At 53.9% G+C, this 21,446-nt stretch carries 24 protein-coding genes and 1 other RNA gene; 13 read left to right on the top strand and 12 right to left on the bottom strand.

All coding sequences use genetic code 11. From position 1 onward, the window contains the following. Nucleotides 1-86: 86 nt before the first annotated feature. Nucleotides 87-476, bottom strand: coding sequence for a DUF454 family protein (locus ACPXSQ_RS01005; RefSeq protein WP_013024916.1), 390 nt, complete (start codon nucleotides 474-476; stop codon nucleotides 87-89). A 57-nt stretch (nucleotides 477-533) separates the two neighbouring features. On the opposite strand from ACPXSQ_RS01005, the gene priC reads away from it, so the two are divergent. Together priC and rsmS are read left to right on the top strand one after the other, a co-directional pair. Then, on the top strand, nucleotides 534-1,064 hold the full coding sequence (priC, locus tag ACPXSQ_RS01000; RefSeq protein WP_014593092.1) for a primosomal replication protein PriC: 531 nt from the start codon (nucleotides 534-536) through the stop codon (nucleotides 1,062-1,064). A gap of 75 nt (nucleotides 1,065-1,139) precedes the next feature. After that, a complete protein-coding gene (rsmS, locus tag ACPXSQ_RS00995) occupies nucleotides 1,140-1,295 on the top strand; it encodes a pleiotropic regulatory protein RsmS (RefSeq protein WP_013024914.1) in 156 nt (51 codons plus the stop codon). Here rsmS and acrR read toward each other — a convergent pair. Then, on the bottom strand, nucleotides 1,292-1,930 hold the full coding sequence (gene acrR / locus ACPXSQ_RS00990; protein WP_014593091.1) for a multidrug efflux transporter transcriptional repressor AcrR: 639 nt from the start codon (nucleotides 1,928-1,930) through the stop codon (nucleotides 1,292-1,294). The genes rsmS and acrR overlap by 4 nt on opposite strands. A 142-nt stretch (nucleotides 1,931-2,072) precedes the next feature. Between acrR and ACPXSQ_RS00985 the strand changes: the two genes are divergently transcribed. The 4 genes from ACPXSQ_RS00985 to ykgO all read left to right on the top strand — a co-directional run bounded on the left by ACPXSQ_RS00985 (nucleotide 2,073) and on the right by ykgO (nucleotide 7,138). Then, nucleotides 2,073-3,278 carry an efflux RND transporter periplasmic adaptor subunit gene (locus tag ACPXSQ_RS00985; protein WP_013024912.1) on the top strand — a complete coding sequence of 402 codons (1,206 nt, stop codon included), beginning with the start codon at nucleotides 2,073-2,075 and terminating at the stop codon, nucleotides 3,276-3,278. Nucleotides 3,279-3,294: 16 nt separating this feature from the next. Beyond that, complete coding sequence (locus tag ACPXSQ_RS00980) at nucleotides 3,295-6,444, top strand: multidrug efflux RND transporter permease subunit AcrB (protein ID WP_029568496.1); 3,150 nt, start codon at nucleotides 3,295-3,297, stop codon at nucleotides 6,442-6,444. Between the two features lie 287 nt (nucleotides 6,445-6,731). Then, a complete protein-coding gene (locus tag ACPXSQ_RS00975; RefSeq protein WP_014606427.1) occupies nucleotides 6,732-6,986 on the top strand; it encodes a type B 50S ribosomal protein L31 in 255 nt (84 codons plus the stop codon). 11 nt (nucleotides 6,987-6,997) lie between these two features. After that, a complete protein-coding gene (ykgO, locus tag ACPXSQ_RS00970; protein WP_014606428.1) occupies nucleotides 6,998-7,138 on the top strand; it encodes a type B 50S ribosomal protein L36 in 141 nt (46 codons plus the stop codon). 59 nt (nucleotides 7,139-7,197) lie between these two features. Here the strand turns inward: ykgO and ACPXSQ_RS00965 are convergent, their stop codons facing one another. Genes ACPXSQ_RS00965 through ACPXSQ_RS00955 form a run of 3 tightly spaced genes read right to left on the bottom strand, consistent with a single transcriptional unit; the run spans nucleotide 7,198 to nucleotide 9,593 of the window. Continuing rightward, complete coding sequence (locus ACPXSQ_RS00965; protein ID WP_013024908.1) at nucleotides 7,198-8,076, bottom strand: metal ABC transporter substrate-binding protein; 879 nt, start codon at nucleotides 8,074-8,076, stop codon at nucleotides 7,198-7,200. 12 nt (nucleotides 8,077-8,088) lie between these two features. Further along, nucleotides 8,089-8,928 (bottom strand): metal ABC transporter permease, encoded by an 840-nt coding sequence (locus ACPXSQ_RS00960; protein WP_013024907.1) that lies wholly within the window; start codon nucleotides 8,926-8,928, stop codon nucleotides 8,089-8,091. Next, complete coding sequence (locus tag ACPXSQ_RS00955; protein ID WP_014606429.1) at nucleotides 8,925-9,593, bottom strand: metal ABC transporter ATP-binding protein; 669 nt, start codon at nucleotides 9,591-9,593, stop codon at nucleotides 8,925-8,927. Before ACPXSQ_RS00955 ends, ACPXSQ_RS00960 begins: the two co-directional genes overlap by 4 nt. A 354-nt stretch (nucleotides 9,594-9,947) precedes the next feature. On the opposite strand from ACPXSQ_RS00955, the gene ACPXSQ_RS00950 reads away from it, so the two are divergent. The 3 genes from ACPXSQ_RS00950 to ACPXSQ_RS00940 all read left to right on the top strand — a co-directional run bounded on the left by ACPXSQ_RS00950 (nucleotide 9,948) and on the right by ACPXSQ_RS00940 (nucleotide 11,065). Next, complete coding sequence (locus ACPXSQ_RS00950; RefSeq protein ID WP_013024905.1) at nucleotides 9,948-10,301, top strand: hypothetical protein; 354 nt, start codon at nucleotides 9,948-9,950, stop codon at nucleotides 10,299-10,301. A 146-nt stretch (nucleotides 10,302-10,447) separates the two neighbouring features. Next, nucleotides 10,448-10,825 carry an Hha toxicity modulator TomB gene (gene tomB, locus ACPXSQ_RS00945; RefSeq protein ID WP_015700827.1) on the top strand — a complete coding sequence of 126 codons (378 nt, stop codon included), beginning with the start codon at nucleotides 10,448-10,450 and terminating at the stop codon, nucleotides 10,823-10,825. Between the two features lie 24 nt (nucleotides 10,826-10,849). Then, a complete protein-coding gene (locus ACPXSQ_RS00940) occupies nucleotides 10,850-11,065 on the top strand; it encodes an HHA domain-containing protein (protein ID WP_013024903.1) in 216 nt (71 codons plus the stop codon). 138 nt (nucleotides 11,066-11,203) lie between these two features. Here ACPXSQ_RS00940 and ffs read toward each other — a convergent pair. Further along, nucleotides 11,204-11,300: signal recognition particle sRNA small type (gene ffs / locus ACPXSQ_RS00935), an RNA gene on the bottom strand. A gap of 162 nt (nucleotides 11,301-11,462) precedes the next feature. On the opposite strand from ffs, the gene ACPXSQ_RS00930 reads away from it, so the two are divergent. Continuing rightward, entirely contained in the window at nucleotides 11,463-11,774 is a 312-nt protein-coding gene (locus ACPXSQ_RS00930) for an MGMT family protein (protein ID WP_014606432.1), read from the top strand. 48 nt (nucleotides 11,775-11,822) lie between these two features. Here the strand turns inward: ACPXSQ_RS00930 and ACPXSQ_RS00925 are convergent, their stop codons facing one another. Beyond that, nucleotides 11,823-12,380: a YbaY family lipoprotein gene (locus ACPXSQ_RS00925; protein WP_019106636.1), complete on the bottom strand. Its 558-nt coding sequence runs from the start codon at nucleotides 12,378-12,380 to the stop codon at nucleotides 11,823-11,825. Between the two features lie 192 nt (nucleotides 12,381-12,572). Here ACPXSQ_RS00925 and tesB point away from each other — a divergent pair, with 192 nt between their 5' ends. Then, the gene (gene tesB / locus ACPXSQ_RS00920; RefSeq protein ID WP_014606434.1) at nucleotides 12,573-13,436 is read left to right on the top strand and encodes an acyl-CoA thioesterase II; all 864 of its coding nucleotides are present in this window, start codon (nucleotides 12,573-12,575) and stop codon (nucleotides 13,434-13,436) included. 46 nt (nucleotides 13,437-13,482) lie between these two features. On the opposite strand, the gene amtB is transcribed toward tesB, so the two are convergent. From amtB to ACPXSQ_RS00895, 5 genes are all read right to left on the bottom strand, one after another. Then, nucleotides 13,483-14,772: an ammonium transporter AmtB gene (amtB, locus tag ACPXSQ_RS00915; RefSeq protein WP_014606435.1), complete on the bottom strand. Its 1,290-nt coding sequence runs from the start codon at nucleotides 14,770-14,772 to the stop codon at nucleotides 13,483-13,485. 34 nt (nucleotides 14,773-14,806) lie between these two features. Continuing rightward, complete coding sequence (glnK, locus tag ACPXSQ_RS00910) at nucleotides 14,807-15,145, bottom strand: P-II family nitrogen regulator (protein WP_013024898.1); 339 nt, start codon at nucleotides 15,143-15,145, stop codon at nucleotides 14,807-14,809. 257 nt (nucleotides 15,146-15,402) lie between these two features. Then, nucleotides 15,403-17,178, bottom strand: coding sequence for a SmdB family multidrug efflux ABC transporter permease/ATP-binding protein (locus tag ACPXSQ_RS00905; RefSeq protein WP_041457519.1), 1,776 nt, complete (start codon nucleotides 17,176-17,178; stop codon nucleotides 15,403-15,405). Next, entirely contained in the window at nucleotides 17,171-18,940 is a 1,770-nt protein-coding gene (locus tag ACPXSQ_RS00900) for a SmdA family multidrug ABC transporter permease/ATP-binding protein (protein ID WP_013024896.1), read from the bottom strand. The genes ACPXSQ_RS00905 and ACPXSQ_RS00900 overlap by 8 nt, the downstream gene beginning before the upstream one ends. A 24-nt stretch (nucleotides 18,941-18,964) precedes the next feature. Continuing rightward, nucleotides 18,965-19,426: an Lrp/AsnC family transcriptional regulator gene (locus ACPXSQ_RS00895; protein ID WP_015700832.1), complete on the bottom strand. Its 462-nt coding sequence runs from the start codon at nucleotides 19,424-19,426 to the stop codon at nucleotides 18,965-18,967. 117 nt (nucleotides 19,427-19,543) lie between these two features. On the opposite strand from ACPXSQ_RS00895, the gene ACPXSQ_RS00890 reads away from it, so the two are divergent. Then, the gene (locus ACPXSQ_RS00890; protein WP_426142505.1) at nucleotides 19,544-20,578 is read left to right on the top strand and encodes a PLP-dependent cysteine synthase family protein; all 1,035 of its coding nucleotides are present in this window, start codon (nucleotides 19,544-19,546) and stop codon (nucleotides 20,576-20,578) included. A 126-nt stretch (nucleotides 20,579-20,704) separates the two neighbouring features. Continuing rightward, nucleotides 20,705-21,400, top strand: coding sequence for a 7-cyano-7-deazaguanine synthase QueC (gene queC / locus ACPXSQ_RS00885; protein ID WP_014593081.1), 696 nt, complete (start codon nucleotides 20,705-20,707; stop codon nucleotides 21,398-21,400). Nucleotides 21,401-21,446: the final 46 nt, after the last annotated feature.

Raw genomic sequence — 21,446 nt, 5'->3', positions numbered from 1 at the left:
TTAAAGGCTCAGCGAAGAGGCATGAATAATGGGAAGCTACACACGAAGAGGCCCAAATCTAAGCAAATGGTCGGCTAATTGCAACTTTATCGCGGCGGTAAACGTTCATCCGCTGTTTCTGCCACCACCGGCATGCGCCCGATAAACAGCAGTAGCACAGCCAGCATAATAAGTAACATGACGCGTACCCACCACAGCGGAACCAGCCAGAGAGACACCGCAAAGGTTATTACAATCACGATCATCGCCCGGCTTTTTGCACCGGGGGGCATGCCACGGTGCTGCTGCCAGTGGCGGATATAACGGCCAAAAGGCGATCTCCAGAGCAGCCAGTAGTGGAATCGGGGAGAAGAGCGGGCAAAACACCAGGCCGCCAGTAGCATAAATGGCGTGGTGGGTAATAAAGGTAATACAATACCCAGTATGCCAAGCACAATCGCCAGCCAGCCAAGGGTCAATAATACAATGCGTTGCATAACGATCGCTCAGCGCGTTTCCAGTCACGTAACCTTAGCATACCTGAGTCTCGGGCGATGAGTTACGTCACTGCACACCAACGCCTGCTTAACTGCATGCTTGATTTACGACAGGATATTGCCAGCCATCCTGATGGATACTGCCGTTCCCCCCGCTTTGACAGCCAGCTTTTTACCACCAAAGGCACCCGGCTGGCGGATTATTTGCAGGAGATTGAACACAATTATCAGCGTTTGTGCCAGCCCAACGGTGACGTGGCCCGCAGCCAGTGGCTGGCCAGCCATCTGGTCGATCAGATTGCTGCTCTGCAACGTGAGGCCCGCACCCAACAGTTGCGTAGCCCACAGGAGCGCGCTCAGCCCTCTTCCCGGCAGCGAAAATATCAGGAATACCGCGAGTATGAACGTCGACTGCAGGCTATGATCGACCAGCGTGAACAGCGAATGGCGCTGGCGGAAACGCTGGCCGTGCAGCAGCAGTTGAAGAAAGACCTGGAGGTGCTCGAAGGTCGTATGGCACGCTGTCGACAGGCCATACGTTCGGTGGAGTGGGCAATGTCGCTGGCAAACAGCGCCTTTAACACTTAATGCGCTATCCGTGCTGGAGGGGATTCACGGATGGCACGCTTATCTGGCCCATGATACAACTGCTCAGGAGGAAAGATGTCCCTGGAAACGGCGCCTGAAGAGGTAAAACTGGCCGTCGATCTCATTCAGCTGCTTGAAGAGAATCAGATCGCGGTAGAAACCGTGCTGTCTGCACTGGCCATCGTTCAGCGCGACTTTGAAAGAAAGCGCGACACGCAGCGTAAAGATTAGGCCTTTTTAGCCAGCGTTGGGCTGAAGCGCAGCATATCAATCAGCGCATCAACCAGCACAGGCGCATCGGTAACCAGATCAAACTTATCGGGTGTAAACAGCCAGCTTTCCATCATGCCGTTCACGTAGCCGCGCATAATCAGCGCGGCCTGACGCGTCTGGAAGGTTTCCGGGAGCTGCCCGGCATCAATGCACTGGCGCAAAACGTCTTCTATTTCATTGTAACGCTCCAGCAACAGGCTTTGCTGAATGCTTTTTACCGCCGCCATTTCCCCCACAAACTCGCATTTGTGGAAGATAATTTCCATTAGCGCGCGGCGCTGAGGATCTCTGGCCGTCGCCTGAAAGATATACACCAGCATCGCTCGCAGAATGGAAAGTGGATCACCGGGGTATTTTGTCTGATACTCAAGTTTCACATCATCCAGCCCTGCATCACTGCGAAGCCATATTTCGTTTAACAAATCGGCTTTGTTTTTGAAATGCCAGTAGATTGCCCCCCGTGTTACGCTGGCTGCGGATGCGACATCCGCCAGGGAAGTGGCTGAAACCCCCTCTTTAGAAAAAAGGGCAAGTGCAGCGTCAAGAATTTGATGCCGGGTTTCAAGAGCTTGCGCTTTGGTTTTTCGTGCCATAGGGGACTTTTTTTACAATCGAGTAAGTTTACATACATTTGTGAATGTATGTACCATAGCACGACCTAAACTCTTACGCAGCAATGGGTTCCTGGCTTTGTGATCCATTGATCATTCGATATCGGACTCTAGAGGTTTATTTATGACTAAATTCAGAGGGTTAACGCCTCTGGCGGCCGTCCTGATGCTATCAGGCAGCTTCGTGTTAACAGGATGTGACGGAAATAAATCCGACCAGGCCGCCCAGCAGCAGCAGCCACCTGAGGTGGGTGTTGTTACGGTTAAAAGTGAACCCCTTAAAATTTCGACTGAATTACCCGGCCGCACTTTGGCTTTTCGTATTGCTGAAGTTCGCCCGCAGGTTTCCGGTATCATCCTGAAGCGTAACTTCATTGAAGGCGGAGAGATCAAAGCAGGGGAATCGCTGTATCAGATCGATCCGGCGACCTATCAGGCGTCCTACGACAGTGCTAAAGCCGATTTAGCGAAGGCGGAAGCTAACGCACGCATTGCGCAGCTTACCGTGAATCGCTATAAGCCGCTGCTCGGCACTAAATACATCAGTCAGCAGGATTATGATACGGCTGTGGCCACCGCCGCGCAAAACAATGCCGCGGTTCAGTCAGCCAAAGCCAATGTGGAAACCGCCCGTATTAATCTTGCCTATACCAAAGTCACCTCGCCCATCAGCGGCCGTATCGGTAAGTCTTCCGTAACGGAAGGTGCTCTGGTGCAGAGCGGGCAAACTACGGCGCTGGCAACCGTGCAGCAGCTTGATCCGATGTATGTCGATGTCACCCAGTCGAGTGAAGATTTCCTGCGTTTACGTTCAGAACTCGAATCGGGTCAGCTGAAACAGAACGATGGCAAAGCGAATGTCACCCTGCTGATGCAAAACGGCAAAGACTATGCTCAGCCGGGTACGCTGGAATTTTCCGACGTGACCGTTGACCAGACCACCGGATCCATCACCCTGCGTGCGATCTTCCCGAACCCTGACAAAGCGTTGCTGCCTGGCATGTTTGTCCGTGCTCGCCTGGAGGAAGGCACCAACCCGAACGCCCTTTTAGTGCCACAGCAGGCGGTGAGCCGTACGCCAACCGGCGATGCCTCTGTCATGGTGGTGGGCGCGGATAACAAGGTTGAAGCACGTAAGATTAAAGCGGCCCAGGCTATTGGCGACAAATGGCTGGTGACTGATGGGCTTAAAGCGGGTGAGCGCGTGATCTTTACCGGTCTGCAACGCGCAAAACCGGGTGCGCAGGTTACGCCTAAAGAAGTCACCGATGATGCCAAAGCCGCCAGCGGCGATCCGTCCAAAGCGCAGTCTGCTAAAACATCGTCATAACAGGAGCCGTTGATACATGGCTAAGTTCTTTATCGATCGCCCCATCTTTGCGTGGGTTCTTGCTATTATCGTGATGCTAGCGGGCGCGTTATCGATTCTTAAATTACCGATCGAGCAATATCCCAATGTTGCGCCGCCGGCAATTGAGATTCAGGCCAACTACCCAGGTGCTGACGCCAAAACGCTGCAAGACTCGGTGACTCAGGTCATCGAACAGAACATGAATGGTATTGATGGCCTGATGTATATGTCATCAAGCAGTGACTCATCGGGCGCACTGACGCTGACGATTTCGTTTGAGTCAGGCACCGATGCCGATATCGCCCAGGTTCAGGTGCAGAACAAACTGCAACTGGCCATGCCTTTGCTGCCTCAGGAAGTGCAACAACAGGGGATTCAGGTTAAAAAATCCTCCAGTAGCTTCCTGATGGTCGCCGGTTTTATCAGCGATGACGGCAGTATGAATCAGAACGATATTTCTGACTACGTTGCCTCAAACATCAAAGATCCGATCAGCCGTACGCCTGGCGTCGGTGATACCCAGGTATTCGGGGCGCAGTATGCCATGCGTATCTGGATGGATCCCAGCAAGCTTAATAACTATCAGTTAACCCCTGTTGACGTTATCAACGCGCTGAAAACCCAGAACGCCCAGGTCGCTGCCGGTCAGTTAGGCGGCACGCCACCGGTGCCGGGACAGCAGTTGAACGCCTCTATCATTGCACAAACCCGTCTGACCTCGACCAAAGAGTTCGGCAACATTCTGCTTAAGGTGAATGCTGACGGTTCTCAGGTTCGTCTGCGCGATGTGGCTCAGATTGAACTGGGTGGGGAAAACTACGAAATCATCGCACGTTATAACGGTAAACCCGCTTCCGGTATTGGTATCAAACTGGCGACCGGCGCTAACGCCCTGAACACGGCGGAGGCGGTGAAGGCAGAGCTGGCTAAACTGCAGCCCACTTTCCCGGCGGGTATGAAGGTCGTTTACCCTTATGACACGACACCTTTCGTAAAAATCTCGATTTTCGAAGTAGTGAAGACACTGATGGAAGCCATTCTGTTGGTGTTCCTGGTGATGTATCTGTTCCTGCAAAACTTCCGTGCCACGCTGATTCCGACCATCGCCGTGCCTGTTGTTCTGCTGGGTACCTTTGCCATTATCAGCGCCTTTGGCTACTCGATAAACACCCTGACGATGTTTGGGATGGTGCTGGCCATCGGCTTGCTGGTCGATGACGCCATCGTAGTGGTCGAGAACGTCGAACGCGTAATGGCGGAAGAAGGGCTGCCGCCCAAAGAGGCCACCAAGCGATCGATGGAACAGATTCAGGGCGCGCTGGTCGGTATTGCCCTGGTGCTGTCGGCAGTATTCATTCCTATGGCCTTCTTCGGCGGATCTACCGGGGTCATTTACCGTCAGTTCTCTATCACTATTGTTTCAGCGATGGCGCTGTCGGTACTGGTTGCGTTAATTCTGACGCCGGCGCTCTGCGCCACCATGCTCAAGCCGGTGAAAAAAGGCGATCATGGCAAAACCACCGGTTTCTTTGGCTGGTTTAACCGCCTGTTCGACAAGAGCACGCATCACTATGTCGACAGCGTGGGCCATATCGTTCGCGGTACCGGTCGCTATCTGCTGCTTTACCTGCTGATTGTGCTGGGCATGGCGTTTCTGTTCCTGCGCCTCCCCTCTTCCTTCCTGCCGGAAGAAGATCAGGGCCTGTTACTGGCTCAGGCACAGTTGCCTGCGGGTGCAACCCAGGAACGCACGCAGAAGGTGCTGGATCAGGTTTCTGACTACTTCCTGACAAAAGAGAAGGACTCGGTTAAGTCGGTCTTTACCGTTGCCGGTTTTGGTTTTGCCGGACGGGGCCAGAACACCGGTATCGCCTTCGTCAGCCTTAAACCCTGGGATGAGCGTACCAGCAGCGACATGAAAGTCCCGGCTATCCAGGGACGTGCCATGCAGGCATTAGGGCAAATCAAAGACGGTATGGTCTTTGCGTTTAACCTGCCGGCCATTATTGAATTAGGTAACGCGACAGGCTTTGACTTTGAGCTGATCGATCAGGCAAACCTGGGCCATGACAAGCTAACGCAGGCGCGTAACCAGCTGTTTGGCATGATTGCCCAGCATCCGGATACGCTGGTCGGTGTTCGCCCTAATGGCCTGGAAGATACGCCGCAGTTCAAGCTGGATATCGACCAGGAAAAAGCGCAGGCGTTGGGCGTGTCACTCAGTGACATTAACACCACGCTCGCAGCCTCGTGGGGCGGCTCTTACGTCAATGACTTTATTGACCGTGGTCGCGTGAAGAAAGTGTACGTGATGGGTAAAGCCGACGCGCGTATGCTGCCGGACGACATCAATAAGTGGTTTGTCCGTAACAGCAACGGCGAGATGGTGCCCTTCTCTGCCTTCTCTTCGGCACACTGGCAGTATGGTTCGCCGCGTCTGGAACGCTATAACGGTCTGCCTGCCATGGAGATCCTGGGTCAGGCCGGACCGGGCAAGAGTTCCGGTGAAGCCATGAATCTGATGGAAGAACTGGCCTCTAAACTGCCAACCGGCATCGGTTTTGACTGGACGGGAATGTCCTATCAGGAACGTCTGTCAGGCAACCAGGCACCGGCTCTTTATGCCATTTCACTGATTGTGGTGTTCCTGTGTCTTGCTGCCCTGTATGAAAGCTGGTCCATCCCGTTCTCTGTCATGCTGGTCGTTCCGCTCGGTGTGGTCGGTGCATTACTCTTCACCACCTTACGTGGCCTGAGTAACGACGTTTACTTTGTCGTGGGGTTATTGACAACCGTTGGCCTCTCGGCGAAGAACGCCATCCTGATCGTGGAATTTGCGAAGGATCTGATGGAGAAAGAAGGTAAAGGCCTGGTGGAAGCGACGCTTGAAGCCTGTCGTATGCGTCTGCGTCCGATCCTGATGACCTCGCTGGCCTTTATTCTTGGCGTACTGCCTCTGGCCATCAGCACCGGCGCAGGCTCAGGTGCCCAGAATGCGGTCGGTACGGGCGTAATGGGCGGTATGGTAACCGCCACCGCGCTGGCAATCTTCTTTGTACCGGTATTCTTTGTGGTGGTGCGCCGTCGCTTCGGTAAGAAAGCGGACATCGAAAAGGATCATCCTGTCGATAACCACTCGCATTAATCCGTAAACATAAAGGCCGCGTCAGCGGCCTTTTTTTGTCCTCATCGTGCCTTCTCATACCTGACTGCTCACATTCTCTGTCTGCCACGCCGATGGGCCCGATGCCCGCTCAACTCTGACTGCACCTCGCCCTCTCCGCTATGGATTTCTTTTCCGCCTGTCTCACGCGCATCGCCACCGGGCTGTATTGTTACTGCCCCTGTTTTTCCCTGCTTTTTGGAGGGTTGCAATCGAATCGGCTGCGGCGCATAATATTGTTATAGTATAACATTACATTAGTGAGAATCATGAAAGCGAATATTCATCCTACCTATCGTGCAGTGGTGTTCCACGACACTTCTGCTGACGTGTATTTCAAAATCGGTTCCACCATCAAAACCGATCGTACCGTTGAGTTTGAAGGCGAAACCCTGCCTTACGTTACGCTCGACGTCTCGTCGGCATCTCATGTGTTTTATACCGGTAAGCAGAAAGACTTTGCTAAAGAAGGCAGCACTGCCCGCTTCAACCAGCGCTTTGGCCGCTTTCTGGGTCGCCGATAAGAGAGGACATGATGCAGGTATTAAGTTCGCTGCGCTCGGCGAAGAATCGCCATCGGGATTGCAAGGTTGTGCGCCGTAAAGGCCGCATCTATATCATCTGTAAAACGAATCCGCGCTTTAAAGCCGTACAGGGAAGAAAGAAAAAACGTTGATGTGTGTCGTGAACCTTAGCCGGAATGTCGCTCACCCGCCATTCCGGCTTTTTTTATGCTCAGCGCATGCTGTTCAGCATCGCCTCTACGTTATGTTTAAAAGCGGCCTCGTAGGTGGGTGCAGGGCCGGAAGCCGTTGACAGCGCTTCAGGATAAAGCTCTCCCCCCGGCTTCGCGCCCGTGGCGCTGGCAATCTGCTTCACCAGACGAGGATCGGTCTGGTTTTCCATAAAGTACGTTTTAATATGCTGCTGCTTAAGCTGCGTGATCAGGCTGGCGACATCGCTGGCGCTGGCTTCCGCTTCCGTTGAGAAACCGACAGGTGCCAGGAACGAGACGCCATAACGTTGCCCAAAATAGCCAAAGGCATCGTGGCTGGTCAGCACTTTGCGTTTTTGCTGCGGGATAGCCGCAAAAGACGTTTTGGCCCAGCTGTCCAGCTTCTGGAGCTGCTGAATATACTTTTCTCCGCGCTTACGGATATCATCGGCATCCTGCGGATCGGCCTTGATTAGCGCATCCATCACGTTTTTGGCATAAATCGTGCCGTTATACATGCTGTTCCACGCATGAGGATCGGTGATGGTTTTGCCATCTTCTTCCATCGTCCGCGTTTCGATGCCCGTTGACGCCACTACGGGTTGACCTTTATAGCCCGAGGCACTCACCAGACGATTCATCCAGCCTTCCAGCCCCAGCCCGCTGACGAAGACCACATCCGCTTTCGCCAGCGCTTCGCTGTCTTGTGGTGTCGGTTCAAAGGTGTGCGGATCGCCATTTGGCCCGACAAGACTCTTCACGTGGACGTGATCGCCACCAATTTGCTTCACAATATCGGCCAGGACGGTAAAACTCGCTACCGCATCGACCGTTTTTGCCATAGAGAATGGACTGATGACTAACGCACCGACTGCCAGACTAATGGGTAATATCTTCATAGCTACCTCTGATTAATGGCGGCGCAAAATCCCACCGCACGGCCCTGTTAAGATGGAGAGAAAGAACAGCATTGCGGCACTCAACACCACCGCCGGTCCTGCCGGCAGTGAAAAGTGCCAGGAAAGCACCAGCCCGGCAAACGCCGACAGCACGGCCATTAGCATGGCCGAGCCCAGCATGATGACGAGGTGACGACTCCAGAAACGGGCGCTGGCGGCGGGCAACATCATCAGCCCCACCGACATCAAGGTTCCCAGTACCTGAAAACCTGCGACCAGGTTGAGCACCACCAGCGTCAGAAAAATACCGTGCACCAGCGGCGCGCTCCATTTGCCCTGTGCGCGCAGAAAGTCGGAATCGAATGCATCAATGACCAGAGGACGGTAAATGACGGCCAGCATCAGCAGCGTAAACGCGGCGATACCACCGACCACCGCCAGCGCAGGATTATCCACCGCCAGCAGGGAGCCAAACAGAACGTGCAGCAGATCAACGCTGGATCCGCGAAGTGAGACGAGCGTGACGCCCAGCGCCAGCGAGCCCAGGTAAAAGCCAGCAAAACTGGCATCTTCTTTGAGCGGCGTGTAACGACTCACGGCACCCGACAGCAGTGCCACCGCCAGGCCGGCAATCAGCCCGCCCACGCCCATCGCAACCAGGGACAAGCCGGAGAGTAAATAGCCGATAGCGGCACCGGGCAGTACGGCATGGGATAAGGCATCCCCAATCAGACTCATGCGGCGCAAAGAGAGAAAAACGCCTAGCGGGGTGGCGCTAAATGCAAGCGCGACACAGGCCACCAGCGCCCGTCGCATAAAGCTGAACTCAATAAACGGTTGAATAATTGTCACGGCGCCACGCTCCGTAAGGGCGCGGCATCGATCACACTGCGGCGGTGAGCACCATCATCCATAGACAAGACATCGCTAAAATAACGCTCAACCAGCGGGCGATCGTGGAGCACCACCATGAGCGTGGTGCCAGCCTGCTGCTGCTGCTGCAAGATGGACATCAGTAGCGTTACCGTCTTGCTGTCAATGCCGTTAAAAGGCTCATCAAGCAACCACAGGCGACTACGTTGCAGCATCAGCCGGGCAAACAGCACACGCTGCAGCTGTCCGCCGGATAAGGTGGCAGGTTGAGCATCGGCATAGTCGCTCATCTGCACCGCCTCCAGGGCCTCGCTAATTTCTTTACGCAAGCGCCGGTTGATTCCGCCAAACCAGCCACAGCGCGGCCAGCAACCTATTGAAACCAGCTCGTACACGGTTAAAGGAAAACGTGTTTCCAGCTCGCTTCGCTGAGGCAGCCAGCCAACTTCCCGGCGCGGAAGATGCAGTTCACACTGCCCCTGCACTGGCGGCAATAAGCCAGCGATGGTTTTAATCAGTGTGGATTTTCCGCTTCCGTTCGCACCAATCAGCGCGGTCATGCTGCCCTGGGGCAACTGGGTGGTCAGAACGGGTGAGACAGATTGCCCTTGATAACCCACCTGTAGATTTCTCAACGCTATCACGGCTGCATTCCCCACCACATCGCTGTTGCCAGAACAGCGATTAACAGGAGAGCCACCACTAACCGTCCTCCGAGTGACATTAACAGTCCACTTTGATTCATCACCGCACCAAAAAAAATGTTATAACATAACAACTATGATATCCGATGTTGTCGCGTTATCACCACGGCAATGTGTTTCAAAAAATAAACCAGCGCACGATTTGCCATAAAAAGGGCTATAGAGAAGCAGCAACGAATCAACCACTTGCTTAAATTTGTCCTCAACGAGGCCTTATTATGTGTGGCGGACTACTTGCAAACCGCCAGAAGAACATCAATGATGGGTTTATAAGTTGTTATTCATGAGCAGACTATGTCAGTAAGAATTGAATGCGATGTCGCGCAGGATGAAACGGATTGCGCAAAATTAGCCACAATTATAGAGCGGAATATTCTCAAAATAACAGATTCACTTGTTGGCGATTTACAATGGTATTCAGCCAATGCCATCTTAGTGCCAGGCAGTTTACGCGTTATTGCTGTTGAGATGACAGAGACGAATAGATTTAAGTTACTTTACGATTTTCAGTGGAATTTATTTAATCCGTGTCTGGATTTAAATGAAATCGTTACGCAAGATGAACAAGTCAGCTTCCGTATCTGCCCTGCCGCGCTTGTATTTGAGCCGATTGAGAATCAGCGCCCCTCACCTGGCGATGAATTGTAATATTTAGTAATGGAGGTGAGCAGAACTAATGATTCTACACTATTCTTAACTCAGTCCGTTATTTACAAACCCGATAACCACTTCCTGGCCGCTTCACCTAATCGCGCCGCTTTGCGGTAACTTTGCTCGCTACGGAGGGGAAAAAGATGGACGAATACTCACCGAAACGGCATGATATTGCCCAGCTTAAATACTTGTGTGAGAATCTGTTTGACGACAGCATGGCGACATTAACTGACAGTCATCACGGCTGGGTTAATGACCCCACTGCCGAAAGCAATTTACAGCTAAACGATTTGATTGAGCACATCGCCTCTTTCACCATGAATTACAAAATTAAGCACGTTGAAGACGAAGCACTGATTACCCAAATCGATGAATATCTTGATGATACCTTTATGCTGTTTAGCAACTACAGTGTAAATACTCAGGATCTTCAGCGCTGGCAACGCTCAGCGAAACGTTTATTTAATGTGTTTACTGAAGAGTGCGCTTTTCTTCAACAGCCAAGCCATTCATTATAGTACTGACGTGAGAACGGTTTATTTATGAACAAAACCCTAACTAAAACTGATTATTTGATGCGACTGAGGCGCTGTCGTTCTATTGACACGCTGGAACGCGTGATTGAAAAAAATAAGTACGAATTACCCGATGAAGAATTAGCAGTATTTTACTCAGCAGCCGATCACCGCCTGGCTGAACTGACGATGAACAAGCTCTATGACAAAGTCCCGGTGTCAGTCTGGAAATTTGTACGCTAACCTATTTTGTATTACGTTTGATCTGATTTCACCAGCCCGTTTTTGCACAACTCGCCTGCCGGCAATGGAACGGCCCAGGCGAGATTCGCCTGTTTATCATCTGGGAAGAGGGATGTTTACGAGATGAAATGGTGGAGGCCCCGCCAGCTACATCCCGGCACACACGTCACCTGCTGCGGCTGCTTCCTTCCGGACCTGACCGAGTTCACAAGCTAGCATTGCGGGAGAACCAACAGGGCCCCCATTGACTAGCCCTCATTTCGAGAGCGCAGGCATTATCGGGGATGCCCCCGGCAATTGCAAGCCTGGTCGGGATGACCGTTGGTTTCTTGTACGATCGCCGATAATTAACCCTCAATGTGATAAAATTATCGCCTTTTCTCGGGCAGGTAAGTTTATGGACAGCTCTGACAGCTTCAAACAGCGAATCTGGCAAATCGTTGCCGCAATTCCTCCCGGCCGCGTCACGACCTATGGTGACGTCGCCCTGCTGGCGGGCTCGCCAAGAGCAGCGCGCCAGGTCGGTGGCGTCTTGAGTCGCTTACCTGAGGGCAGTACGCTTCCCTGGCACCGGGTGATTAATCGCCACGGTACTATTTCGCTGCAGGGCGATCGGTTATTTCGTCAGCGAGATGCGCTGGAGGCGGAAGGCGTTGAGGTGAGTGACGCCGGTGAGATTGATTTAGACCAATATCGCTGGCGATTTTAAGGCGTCAGGGCGGCGGCAATGCCGCCCTGGTAAGGTTGCCCTGAGACCTTACATGGTCGTCGGTGCCGGGACAGCGGCTGACGGTGTAACCTGCGTCGGTGACGTTGCCGGTACGCTCGTGGCTGCGCCAGGCTGCGTTGGCATCGCCATAGAGGGGACCGGTACTAACACCAGATCGGTTTTTGTTCCGCCCTGATTGATCACCGGTTTAACCTCTTCGGTAATGAAGGCCATCTTGCCATCAACCGTAATGGCAGCGCTTAACAGGATGCGCGCATTGGGCTGAATGTCGGCCGGGTTGAAAGGCAGCACAAAATGGAATGGCGCCTGCTTCCCTTCCGTGCGCACGACGCGCTGGGACAGCACTTTCGACGGAGCATCCGCAACCGATGCATCTGACAGCGTCACGGTCAGTGCAGCATTCGGCGGCAGCGCAATGCGCTGACGAATATAGACGGATCCACTGACGTTAGGCTGAGCAATCGTTGCTGTTTGTCCTGCAACCGCTGACCCTAAAGTCGGGGTTGGAACCGGTTTGCCTTTGTGTGCACAACCCGCGAGAGCCATCGCCATCGCTACGCCACTTAACACATGCCAGAATTTCATTGATGTCGTCTCCTTTTGATCAAAATGATTTTTAGCAGTGAATCTTCATTACAGCGTTTCACTCGCCGTATGTCTTTAATGTTGGCACAAAATCAAAAGTTTGCCTGGTCGGATGAAAGACCGAAAGTCTGATTGACGGAAACTGGTCGGATCTTTCACACTTAGGCAAATACTTATTATCAGGAAAGCGTCATGAGTCAGGCACTCGAAAATCTGCTTAATTTAATCCATCTGGAAAAAATCGAAGAAGGCCTGTTTCGCGGCCAGAGCGAAGATCTTGGCCTTCGTCAGGTCTTTGGCGGTCAGGTAGTGGGACAGGCACTTTTTGCGGCCAAACAGACCGTGCCGGAAGATCGCGTCATTCACTCATTCCACAGCTATTTTCTCCGGCCCGGCGACAGCCAGAAACCGATTATTTACGACGTGGAAAGCCTGCGTGACGGTAAAAGTTTTAGCGCCCGCCGGGTCAGCGCCATTCAAAATGGTCAGCCTATTTTTTATATGACGGCCTCTTTCCAGTCGCCGGAAAGCGGCTTTGAACATCAGAAACCCATGCCGCAGGTGAAAGGGCCTGATAATCTCCCCAACGAGCAGCAGATGGCGCAAAAAATGGCCCATATGCTGCCAGAAAAGCTGCGCGAGAAATTTATCGCCGAGCGTCCGCTGGAAATCCGCCCGGTGCAGATCCACAACCCGTTACGAGGCCACGTTGATAAACCGCAGCGTCAGGTGTGGATTCGGGCTAACGGCACCCTGCCCGACGATTTACGCATCCATCAGTATCTACTGGGCTACGCTTCCGACCTTAACTTTTTGCCCGTGGCGCTGCAGCCCCATGGCAAAGGCTTTCTGGAATCCGATATGCAGGTGGCAACGATTGACCACTCTATGTGGTTTCACCGTGAGCTGAATTTTAACGACTGGCTGCTCTACAGCGTGGAGAGCACCTCTGCATCGGGCGCGCGGGGCTTTGTACGCGGTGAGTTTTACAACCAGCAAGGGGAACTGGTGGCGTCAACGGTTCAGGAAGGTGTGATGCGCCAGCGCAGCGAATAGCAAAAAGGGGCGAAATCGCCCCTTTTCTCTTATCGTTACAGATGAATTAATGGTTGTATGCGTTCTCGCCATGGCTGTTGACGTCCAGGCCTTCGCGCTCCTGCTCTTCCGGCACGCGCAGCCCTACAATCATATCCGCCAGTTTAAAGCCAATGAAGGCCACCACGGCAGACCAGACGATAGTCACCCCTACGCTGAACAGCTGAACGGCAACCTGATGCCCCATAGTGACGCCTGGTGCATAGCCTACGCCGCCCAGAGAAGAGGACGCGAACACGCCCGTCAGGATACAGCCGATGATGCCACAGACGCCGTGAACGCCGAATACGTCACAAGGATCGTCAACCCGCAGCCATCTTTTCAGCGTTGTTACGCCCCAGATGCCCGCCAGACCACCGGCTAAACCGATAATTAACGCGCCACCGACGCCGACATAACCACAGGCTGGCGTAATGGCAACCAGACCCGCAATAAAACCAGAACAGGCACCTAACAGAGAAGGTTTACCGCGCAGCGCCCACTCGCCGAAGGTCCATGCCAGCACAGCAGCGGCAGTCGCCACAACGGTATTCAGGAAAGCCAGTGCGGCAATTTCGTTAGCTGCCGACGCCGAACCTGCGTTGAAGCCAAACCAGCCGACATACAGAATCGCGGTACCGGTAAAGACCATTGGCAGGTTGTGAGGTTTAAATGCCTCTTTGCCGAAGCCTGCACGTTTGCCCACCAGGTAAGCACCGACCAGTCCGGCAACCGCCGCGTTAATGTGCACAACCGTGCCGCCAGCAAAGTCCAGCGCGCCATCCTGAGCCAGTAAGCCGCCTGCCCAGACCATATGCGCGATAGGCAGATAAGCCAGCGTCAGCCATACCGCCACGAAAATCAGCACGGCTGAGAAACGAATACGTTCCGCAATGGCACCGACGATCAGCCCCACGGTAATACAGGCAAAGGACGCCTGGAAAGCCACATGGATGTATTGATAAAAGCTGCCCATAACCGCTGTCAGCGCAATGTTTTTCAGCATCACCCAGTTGAAGCTGCCAAAGAAAGCATTGCCTTCGCTAAAGGCCAGTGAGTAGCCATAAATCACCCACAGCACACATACCAGCGAAAAGGTGACCGCCACCTGAGTGAGCATAGAGAGCACGTTTTTACCGCGGATCAAGCCGCCGTAAAACAGCGCAATCCCGGGAATTGACATAAACAGCACCAGTGCAGTGCAAATCATCATAAAGGCGTTATCGGCTTTGTCTGCAACGGCAGGCGCAGCAGCCATTGCCAGCGACGGTAACAGTGCCAGGCTGGTGAGGCCCAACTTGGTCAGCATTTTATTCATTTTTTTTCCATCCCATCACATTACTGAGTCTTGTTTACAGTGCGGCTTCGTCGGTTTCGCCGGTACGTATGCGAATCACGCGCTGCAGTTCAGCAACGAAAATCTTGCCGTCGCCAATTTTTCCGGTGTAAGCCGATTTACTGATTACGTCCACCACTTCGTCCAGTTGGTCGTCTGCAATGGCGATATCAATTTTGACCTTGGGCAGAAAGTTCACGCTGTATTCCGCACCACGGTACAGTTCGGCGTGCCCTTTCTGACGTCCAAAACCTTTCACTTCGGAGACGGTCAGTCCCTGAATACCAATGGAGGATAATGCCTCTCGCACATCTTCCAGCTTGAACGGCTTAATTACGACGGTAACCAGCTTCATAGCCTCTCCTTAAGGAATTGAAATAAGTAAGTCTCATGGACACGCAGAGACTTAAGCAAAGGCTGTGCCAGATGTAAGTATTGTGCGAAATCCGTTATCAGGCCGCGACGGAATAAGGCTCAGGAAATGCTGAATATCGGTCTGGGAAAAACTGGGGGATTAATAAACGAAGCGGATGCACTCCTTTGGTGCTGTTACGCTCAAAGGCGTGCATCCTGACGGAACAATGGAGAAAAAGATGCGCAAAAAAGGTGCAATCACCCTGCACTGACTAACGGTGCTGCCGATTCCAGTTCATCGCCAACCTGTTGCAACTGATACATTTGCCAGTAGCGCCCTTCCTCTGCCAGCAGCTGCTGGTGCGTGCCCTGCTCGACAACATGACCACGGTGCAGCACCAGTATGTTGTCTGCTTCGGTAATGGTGGAAAGACGGTGGGCGATAACCACCAGCGTCGTATGCTGACGCAGGGTGCGCAGCGTGTGCTGAATGGCCTGCTCTGTACCGGAATCGATATTTGCGGTGGCTTCATCAAGGATGAGAATCTGCGGCAGTTGTACCAGTACGCGTGCCAGCGCCAGTAATTGCTTTTGCCCCACCGACAGGTTATTCCCCTGTTCGCCCAGTCGGGTATGAATACCTGCAGGCAATGCCCGGGCCAGCGGCGCCAGCTGTACCTGCTCCAGCGCCGTCCACACGGCTTCTTCACTGATATCCCGACCCAGCCGCACGTTGGCCAGCAGCGTGTCGGCCAGCACGACCGGATCCTGCTGTACCATCGCGATGCTGCGTCGTAGCGACTGGTGGGAATATTGCCCCAACGGACGATCGTCCAGACGGACTTCACCGCGCGTCACCGGATAGTAGCCCATTAACAGGTTTGCCAGCGTGCTCTTGCCGCTGCCGGTATGACCGACCAGAGCGACAAAGCCGCGTGAAGGCACATCCAGCGAGATGTTGCTTAGCACGTCCCGATCATCGCGATAGGCAAAGCTCAGGTTATCCAGCGTAATGCGTCCGGACGCCATGGGTCGATCGCTGTCACCATAGTGCTGCTGGGGCGCATCCATCAGTTCAAAAATACGCTCGCCCGCGACAACCGCCTGCTGCAACATCGACTGCTGCGTAGTGAGTTCGATTAAGGGCTCGTTAAGCCGGCCCAGATAGGTGATAAACGCGTACAGCACCCCGACTTCGAAAACGCCGGGCATTGAGAAACTGAATAACAGCAGCAGCCCGCACAGCACCAGCGCCGAAAACAGGCTTAAAAGCGGCCGTAACAGGAAGCCATCGAGCCGCAGGGTTTCCATGCGCGCCAGATAGTGAGAGCGGCTGGCTTCCCCCATGCGTTCGCCAAAACGTGCCTGCTGGCGGAACTGCTGAATCACGCTCATCCCGCTAATCACTTCGTTAAAACCGTTGTTGATATCGGCCAGATAGCTGCGAACACGACGCGCTATCGGTGTACTGAAGCGCTGATAAATCAGCATGACGATGAGCACCATAGGGAAAATCAACATCGCCACCAGCGCCATGCGCCAGTCCAGGCTGAACATGGCCACCATCATTGCGCCCACCAGCGCGGCGCTGCGCAGGACCGTCGCGACAACGGTCACATACAGATCCCGGACGACTTCCGTGTCGTTGGTGACCCGGGAAATCAACTGCCCCACCGGCTGGGTATCAAACGCAGCGAGTGGCTGACGCAGCGCCGCGTTCATGGCATCGGTGCGTAAACGCTGCACCACGCCAATCGCAGCCTGGTTAAACAGTAACGCCTGCCCGTAATGCAGGGCGGCGGCGAGCAGCTGCAGCAGAATAAAACTCACGACCAGTCCTGCCACGATGCCCCAGGGCATTTGATGCTTCGCCACCAGATTATCGATGAAATAACTCACCAGAACCGGGCCGGTGACTTCGGCGGCGGCGGCAATCCAGAGCATCAACACGGCCAGCGACAGCGATTTGCGCCACGGTTTACCGTAGCTCAGCAGGCGTTTAAGTGTTGGCCACATACGTTGTGACTTAGCCATGCGGCACTCCTTTTTCCGTTTCATCATCATCCAGCGCGGCTTCCAGTTGCTGATAGCGATACATATCCCGATACCAGCCCGCCGCGTTGGTCAGGGCAGCGTGGTCGCCTCGCTGCGCCACGGTGCCCTGATGCAGCACCAGAATCTCGCTGGCTTCCGTGAGTGCCGACAGGCGGTGGGCGCTGATGATCAACGTGCGCCCTTTGCCCCACAGGCGCAGATTATGCAAAATTTCGTGTTCTGTGCGTCCGTCCACGGCCGACAGCGCATCGTCCAGAACCAGGATCTCCGCATCAAGCAGCAGGGCACGGGCGATTGAAATACGCTGTTTCTGCCCGCCGGACAGCATGACTCCGCGCTCCCCGACTTCGGTTTCGTAGCCTTGCGGCAGGCGTAAGATATCGTCATGGACGCAGGCCATTTTTGCCGCCTGCTCAATATCCTCCTGACTGGCATCCGGCCTGCCCAGCGCAATGTTATTGGCCACGCTGTCGGAAAACAGAAACGGCGTCTGACTGACGACGGCGAGACGGCTGCGCCAGCTGTCCAGCCGCAGCTGTGGCAGCGGGATGGAATGGTAGCGGATATCCCCTTGCTGAATATCGAAGTGACGCTGAATCAAACTCAGCAAGGTCGTTTTACCACTGCCGGTCGGGCCGCACAGGCCCAGCATATCGCCCGGCTTGAGTTGAAATTCAACCTGGCTCAGTATCGCACCTGAACTGGCGGGATAGCTGAATTCGCGAATCGAGACCTGTAACGTTCCGGCCCTGTCAGGCAAGGTTTTATCACCGTCCTCAACGACCGGTGCCTCAGAAAGCAGCGCGCGAATTCGGCTCCAGGCAGCACTGCCACGCTCAACAATGTTAAACATCCATGCCAGCGCCAGCATCGGCCAGATCATCAATCCCAGGTACATGACAAAGCTGGTGAGCTGCCCCAGCGTCATTTGATCATGCCACACCAGCCAGCTTCCGCCGCCAATCGCCAGCAGGTTGGCAAAGCCAATCGCGATATAAATGGTGGGATCAAAACGCGCATCCACTCGCGCAACGCGCAGGTTTTTCTCTCCGGTATCACGTGCAATATCGGCGAACTGCGCCGACTGATGTTGCTCCAGCCCAAATGCCTTAATCATTCGGATGCTGGTAAGGCTCTCTTGCGTCTGATCGTTCAGGCTGGAAAAGGCCGCCTGCGCCAGTTTGAAACGGTTATGCAGCTGCTCGCCATAGCGGTGAATGACCAACGCCATGAATGGCATCGGTATTAGCGATATCAGCGTCAGCTGCCAGCTGATTTGTGTACTCATGGCAATTAACACAACGCATCCCATGACCAGAGAATCCACCAGCGTCAGCACGCCTTCACCGGCAGCAAAAACCACCCGATCGACGTCGTTGGTGGCGCGGGCAATGAGATCGCCGGTTCGGTGACGCAGGTAAAACGCCGGCTGCTGACGACTGAGCTGACGATAAAAATCCTCTCGCAGCTCAACGGCCAGTTGGTAGGATGCGCCAAACAGCAGCACGCGCCAGACATAGCGCAGCAGATAAACCACCACGGCGGTCAGCAGCATAATGCCAATCCACATCAGGATGCGCCGGGCATCCATGTTTTGGTGGGTCACGCCGTCCACAATCACCCCGACAATCCACGGCGGCAGCAACTGCAGAACGGCAATAACGATCAGTAAGGTGACGGCGCCCAGATAACGCCGCCACTCACGGATAAAATACCAACTTAACTGGCTGAATAATCGCACAAGGCTGCTCTCAATCTCAGATACTCAGGGGCCAACAGGCAGGGCTGTCGTGTATTTAATCTCTTCCATCGCGAAGCTGGAGGTCACATCGATCAGGCCTGTTACACCATTAACTAAACGCTTATAAAAGGCATCATAACTTTTCATGTCGGCAACCTGAATACGCAGTAAATAATCGTACTCACCGGCCATACGGTAAAAGCCCATCACTTCCGGCATGCTCTGCACCACCGAGACGAACTCCTGATACCAGGCTTTGCTGTGCTGGGTGGTTTTGACAAACATAAAGGCCGTGAGAGAGAGGCCAAGCTTTTCATTATCCAGCAGAGCGACCCGTCCGCGAATAATGCCGTCTTCTTCCAGCTTTTTAAGGCGCTTCCAACAGGGCGTCGTGGTGAGATTAACCGCATCTGCCAGTACCTGGAGTGAAGTGGTGCAGTCCTGCTGCAGCATAGCCAACAGTTTAAGGTCAATTTTATCTGGCATACGGCCCTCCGGTAGAAATATTTTCTCCATTACCGCCATTTTAACGCAAAACCAGCAAGCTCTTTTTCCTACACGTGCCTTAAAATAATGACTTTCATCCGACCGGAAATGAACGCCATGTCAACATGCTGGGTACGCCACGCGATTAACGAAATTAACGCTGATTTTCAACGCTCAGCGGACACACACTTAATTCGCTTCAGTTTGCCGGATTTTCCGGGCATCAGGTTCTATCTCAAAGATGAAAGCACGCATCCCAGCGGAAGTCTGAAACATCGTCTGGCGCGCTCTCTGTTTCTGTACGCGTTGGCCAACGGTTGGATTAAACAAGATACGCCGGTTATTGAGGCATCTTCGGGCAGTACGGCCGTGTCTGAAGCCTATTTTGCCCGCCTGCTGGGCTTGCCTTTTATTGCCGTCATGCCCGCCAGCACCGCGAAGCGTAAAATTGAGCAGATCACCTTTTACGGCGGTCAGTGTCACTTTGTCAGCGATCCCTGTCAGCTCTATGCAGAATCCGAGCGCCTCGCTCGGGAACTGAACGGCCATTTTATGGATCAGTTTACCTACGCGGAACGGGCCACCGACTGGCGCGGCAACAACAACATTGCTGAAAGCATCTTCCGTCAGATGGCAAACGAACCCTTTCCCGTTCCTCACACCCTGATTATGAGTGCCGGCACTGGCGGTACCTCGGCCACGCTGGGACGCTATATTCGCTATCAGGGATGCGATACGCGATTACTGGTCGTTGATCCGCAGGATTCCGTTTTTTATGACTACTGGCACAACCGTGACGCCACCCTGACCAGCAATCGTGGCAGCATGATTGAAGGCATTGGTCGTCCACGCGTCGAGCCTTCCTTTATGCCCGATGTGATTGACGAAATGCTTCGCGTACCGGATGGCGCATCAATTGCCGCCATGCTGAAGCTGGAAACGCTGCTGGGACGCAAACCGGGCCCGTCTACCGGCACCAACTTCTGGGGCATGATGCAGGTGGCAAAACGCTTACGCGATAACCACGATCAGGGCTCGCTGGTGACACTGCTGTGCGACAGCGGAGAACGTTATCCTGATACTTACTATCAACCTGAGTGGGTTACCGAGCACATTGGCGATATTACGCCCTGGCAGCGCGAACTGGGCTAGTGCGCTATCAGACCTTGACTAACGGGTTTAAGAAGCGCCAGATCGGGCCAGTTATTGCCCCTGCAGCTGTTCAGCCGCGCGTTCAGGTATTACCATAAGCACCAATTTTTATTATTGGGACGTGCCATGAAACGCGCCGTTGTCGTATTTAGCGGTGGACAAGACTCCACCACCTGCCTGGTTCAGGCCCTACAGCATTACGATGAAGTGCACTGTGTGACCTTCGACTATGGTCAACGTCATCGTGAAGAGATTGACGTGGCCCGGGACCTTTCCTTAAAACTAGGCGCCCGAGCGCACAAGGTACTCGATGTGACCATGCTGAATGAACTGGCCGTCAGCAGCCTGACGCGCGACAGCATTCCGGTTCCCGCTTATGATCCCGAGGCTAGCGGCCTGCCGAGCACTTTTGTACCGGGCCGCAATATTCTGTTTCTGACCCTGGCCTCGGTTTACGCGTATCAGGTTGAAGCGGAAGCCGTCATCACCGGCGTTTGCGAAACCGACTTCTCCGGTTATCCCGACTGTCGCGACGAGTTCGTCAAAGCGCTTAACCACGCGATCGGCCTTGGCATGGCGCGCGATGTTCGTTTTGAAACCCCGTTGATGTGGCTTAATAAAGCCGAAACCTGGGCGCTGGCCGATTACTGGCAGCAGCTTACGTTGATCCGCGAAGAGACGCTCACCTGTTATAACGGCATCAAAGGTGACGGCTGTGGCGAATGTGCCGCCTGTCATCTGCGCTCAAACGGCCTGAATGCTTATCTGCAGGATCGCCCCGGTATTATGGCAGCCATGAAGGCAAAAACCGGTTTGCCGTAACCTCGGGCGCGGCGGCGACAGATAGCCGCCGCCTTGATGACATGAG

This window comes from Pantoea sp. EEL5, assembly GCF_049892805.1.
Classification (GTDB): Bacteria; Pseudomonadota; Gammaproteobacteria; order Enterobacterales; family Enterobacteriaceae; genus Pantoea; species Pantoea ananatis.
The sequence above is the reverse complement of the archived record's forward strand: the minus strand, read 5'-3'. Positions and strand labels throughout refer to the sequence as shown.

Coding starts and splice junctions, on each gene's coding strand:
- tomB (WP_015700827.1), top strand. CDS start 10,448: ATGGACGAATACTCACCGAAACGGCATGATATTGCCCAGCTTAAATAC.
- amtB (WP_014606435.1), bottom strand. CDS start 14,772: ATGAATAAAATGCTGACCAAGTTGGGCCTCACCAGCCTGGCACTGTTA.
- ACPXSQ_RS00930 (WP_014606432.1), top strand. CDS start 11,463: ATGGACAGCTCTGACAGCTTCAAACAGCGAATCTGGCAAATCGTTGCC.
- priC (WP_014593092.1), top strand. CDS start 534: ATGAGTTACGTCACTGCACACCAACGCCTGCTTAACTGCATGCTTGAT.
- acrR (WP_014593091.1), bottom strand. CDS start 1,930: ATGGCACGAAAAACCAAAGCGCAAGCTCTTGAAACCCGGCATCAAATT.
- tesB (WP_014606434.1), top strand. CDS start 12,573: ATGAGTCAGGCACTCGAAAATCTGCTTAATTTAATCCATCTGGAAAAA.
- ACPXSQ_RS01005 (WP_013024916.1), bottom strand. CDS start 476: ATGCAACGCATTGTATTATTGACCCTTGGCTGGCTGGCGATTGTGCTT.
- glnK (WP_013024898.1), bottom strand. CDS start 15,145: ATGAAGCTGGTTACCGTCGTAATTAAGCCGTTCAAGCTGGAAGATGTG.
- ACPXSQ_RS00890 (WP_426142505.1), top strand. CDS start 19,544: ATGTCAACATGCTGGGTACGCCACGCGATTAACGAAATTAACGCTGAT.
- ACPXSQ_RS00895 (WP_015700832.1), bottom strand. CDS start 19,426: ATGCCAGATAAAATTGACCTTAAACTGTTGGCTATGCTGCAGCAGGAC.
- ACPXSQ_RS00925 (WP_019106636.1), bottom strand. CDS start 12,380: ATGAAATTCTGGCATGTGTTAAGTGGCGTAGCGATGGCGATGGCTCTC.
- ACPXSQ_RS00950 (WP_013024905.1), top strand. CDS start 9,948: ATGTCAGTAAGAATTGAATGCGATGTCGCGCAGGATGAAACGGATTGC.
- queC (WP_014593081.1), top strand. CDS start 20,705: ATGAAACGCGCCGTTGTCGTATTTAGCGGTGGACAAGACTCCACCACC.
- ykgO (WP_014606428.1), top strand. CDS start 6,998: ATGCAGGTATTAAGTTCGCTGCGCTCGGCGAAGAATCGCCATCGGGAT.
- ACPXSQ_RS00940 (WP_013024903.1), top strand. CDS start 10,850: ATGAACAAAACCCTAACTAAAACTGATTATTTGATGCGACTGAGGCGC.
- ACPXSQ_RS00905 (WP_041457519.1), bottom strand. CDS start 17,178: ATGGCTAAGTCACAACGTATGTGGCCAACACTTAAACGCCTGCTGAGC.
- ACPXSQ_RS00985 (WP_013024912.1), top strand. CDS start 2,073: ATGACTAAATTCAGAGGGTTAACGCCTCTGGCGGCCGTCCTGATGCTA.
- ACPXSQ_RS00980 (WP_029568496.1), top strand. CDS start 3,295: ATGGCTAAGTTCTTTATCGATCGCCCCATCTTTGCGTGGGTTCTTGCT.
- ACPXSQ_RS00965 (WP_013024908.1), bottom strand. CDS start 8,076: ATGAAGATATTACCCATTAGTCTGGCAGTCGGTGCGTTAGTCATCAGT.
- ACPXSQ_RS00975 (WP_014606427.1), top strand. CDS start 6,732: ATGAAAGCGAATATTCATCCTACCTATCGTGCAGTGGTGTTCCACGAC.
- rsmS (WP_013024914.1), top strand. CDS start 1,140: ATGTCCCTGGAAACGGCGCCTGAAGAGGTAAAACTGGCCGTCGATCTC.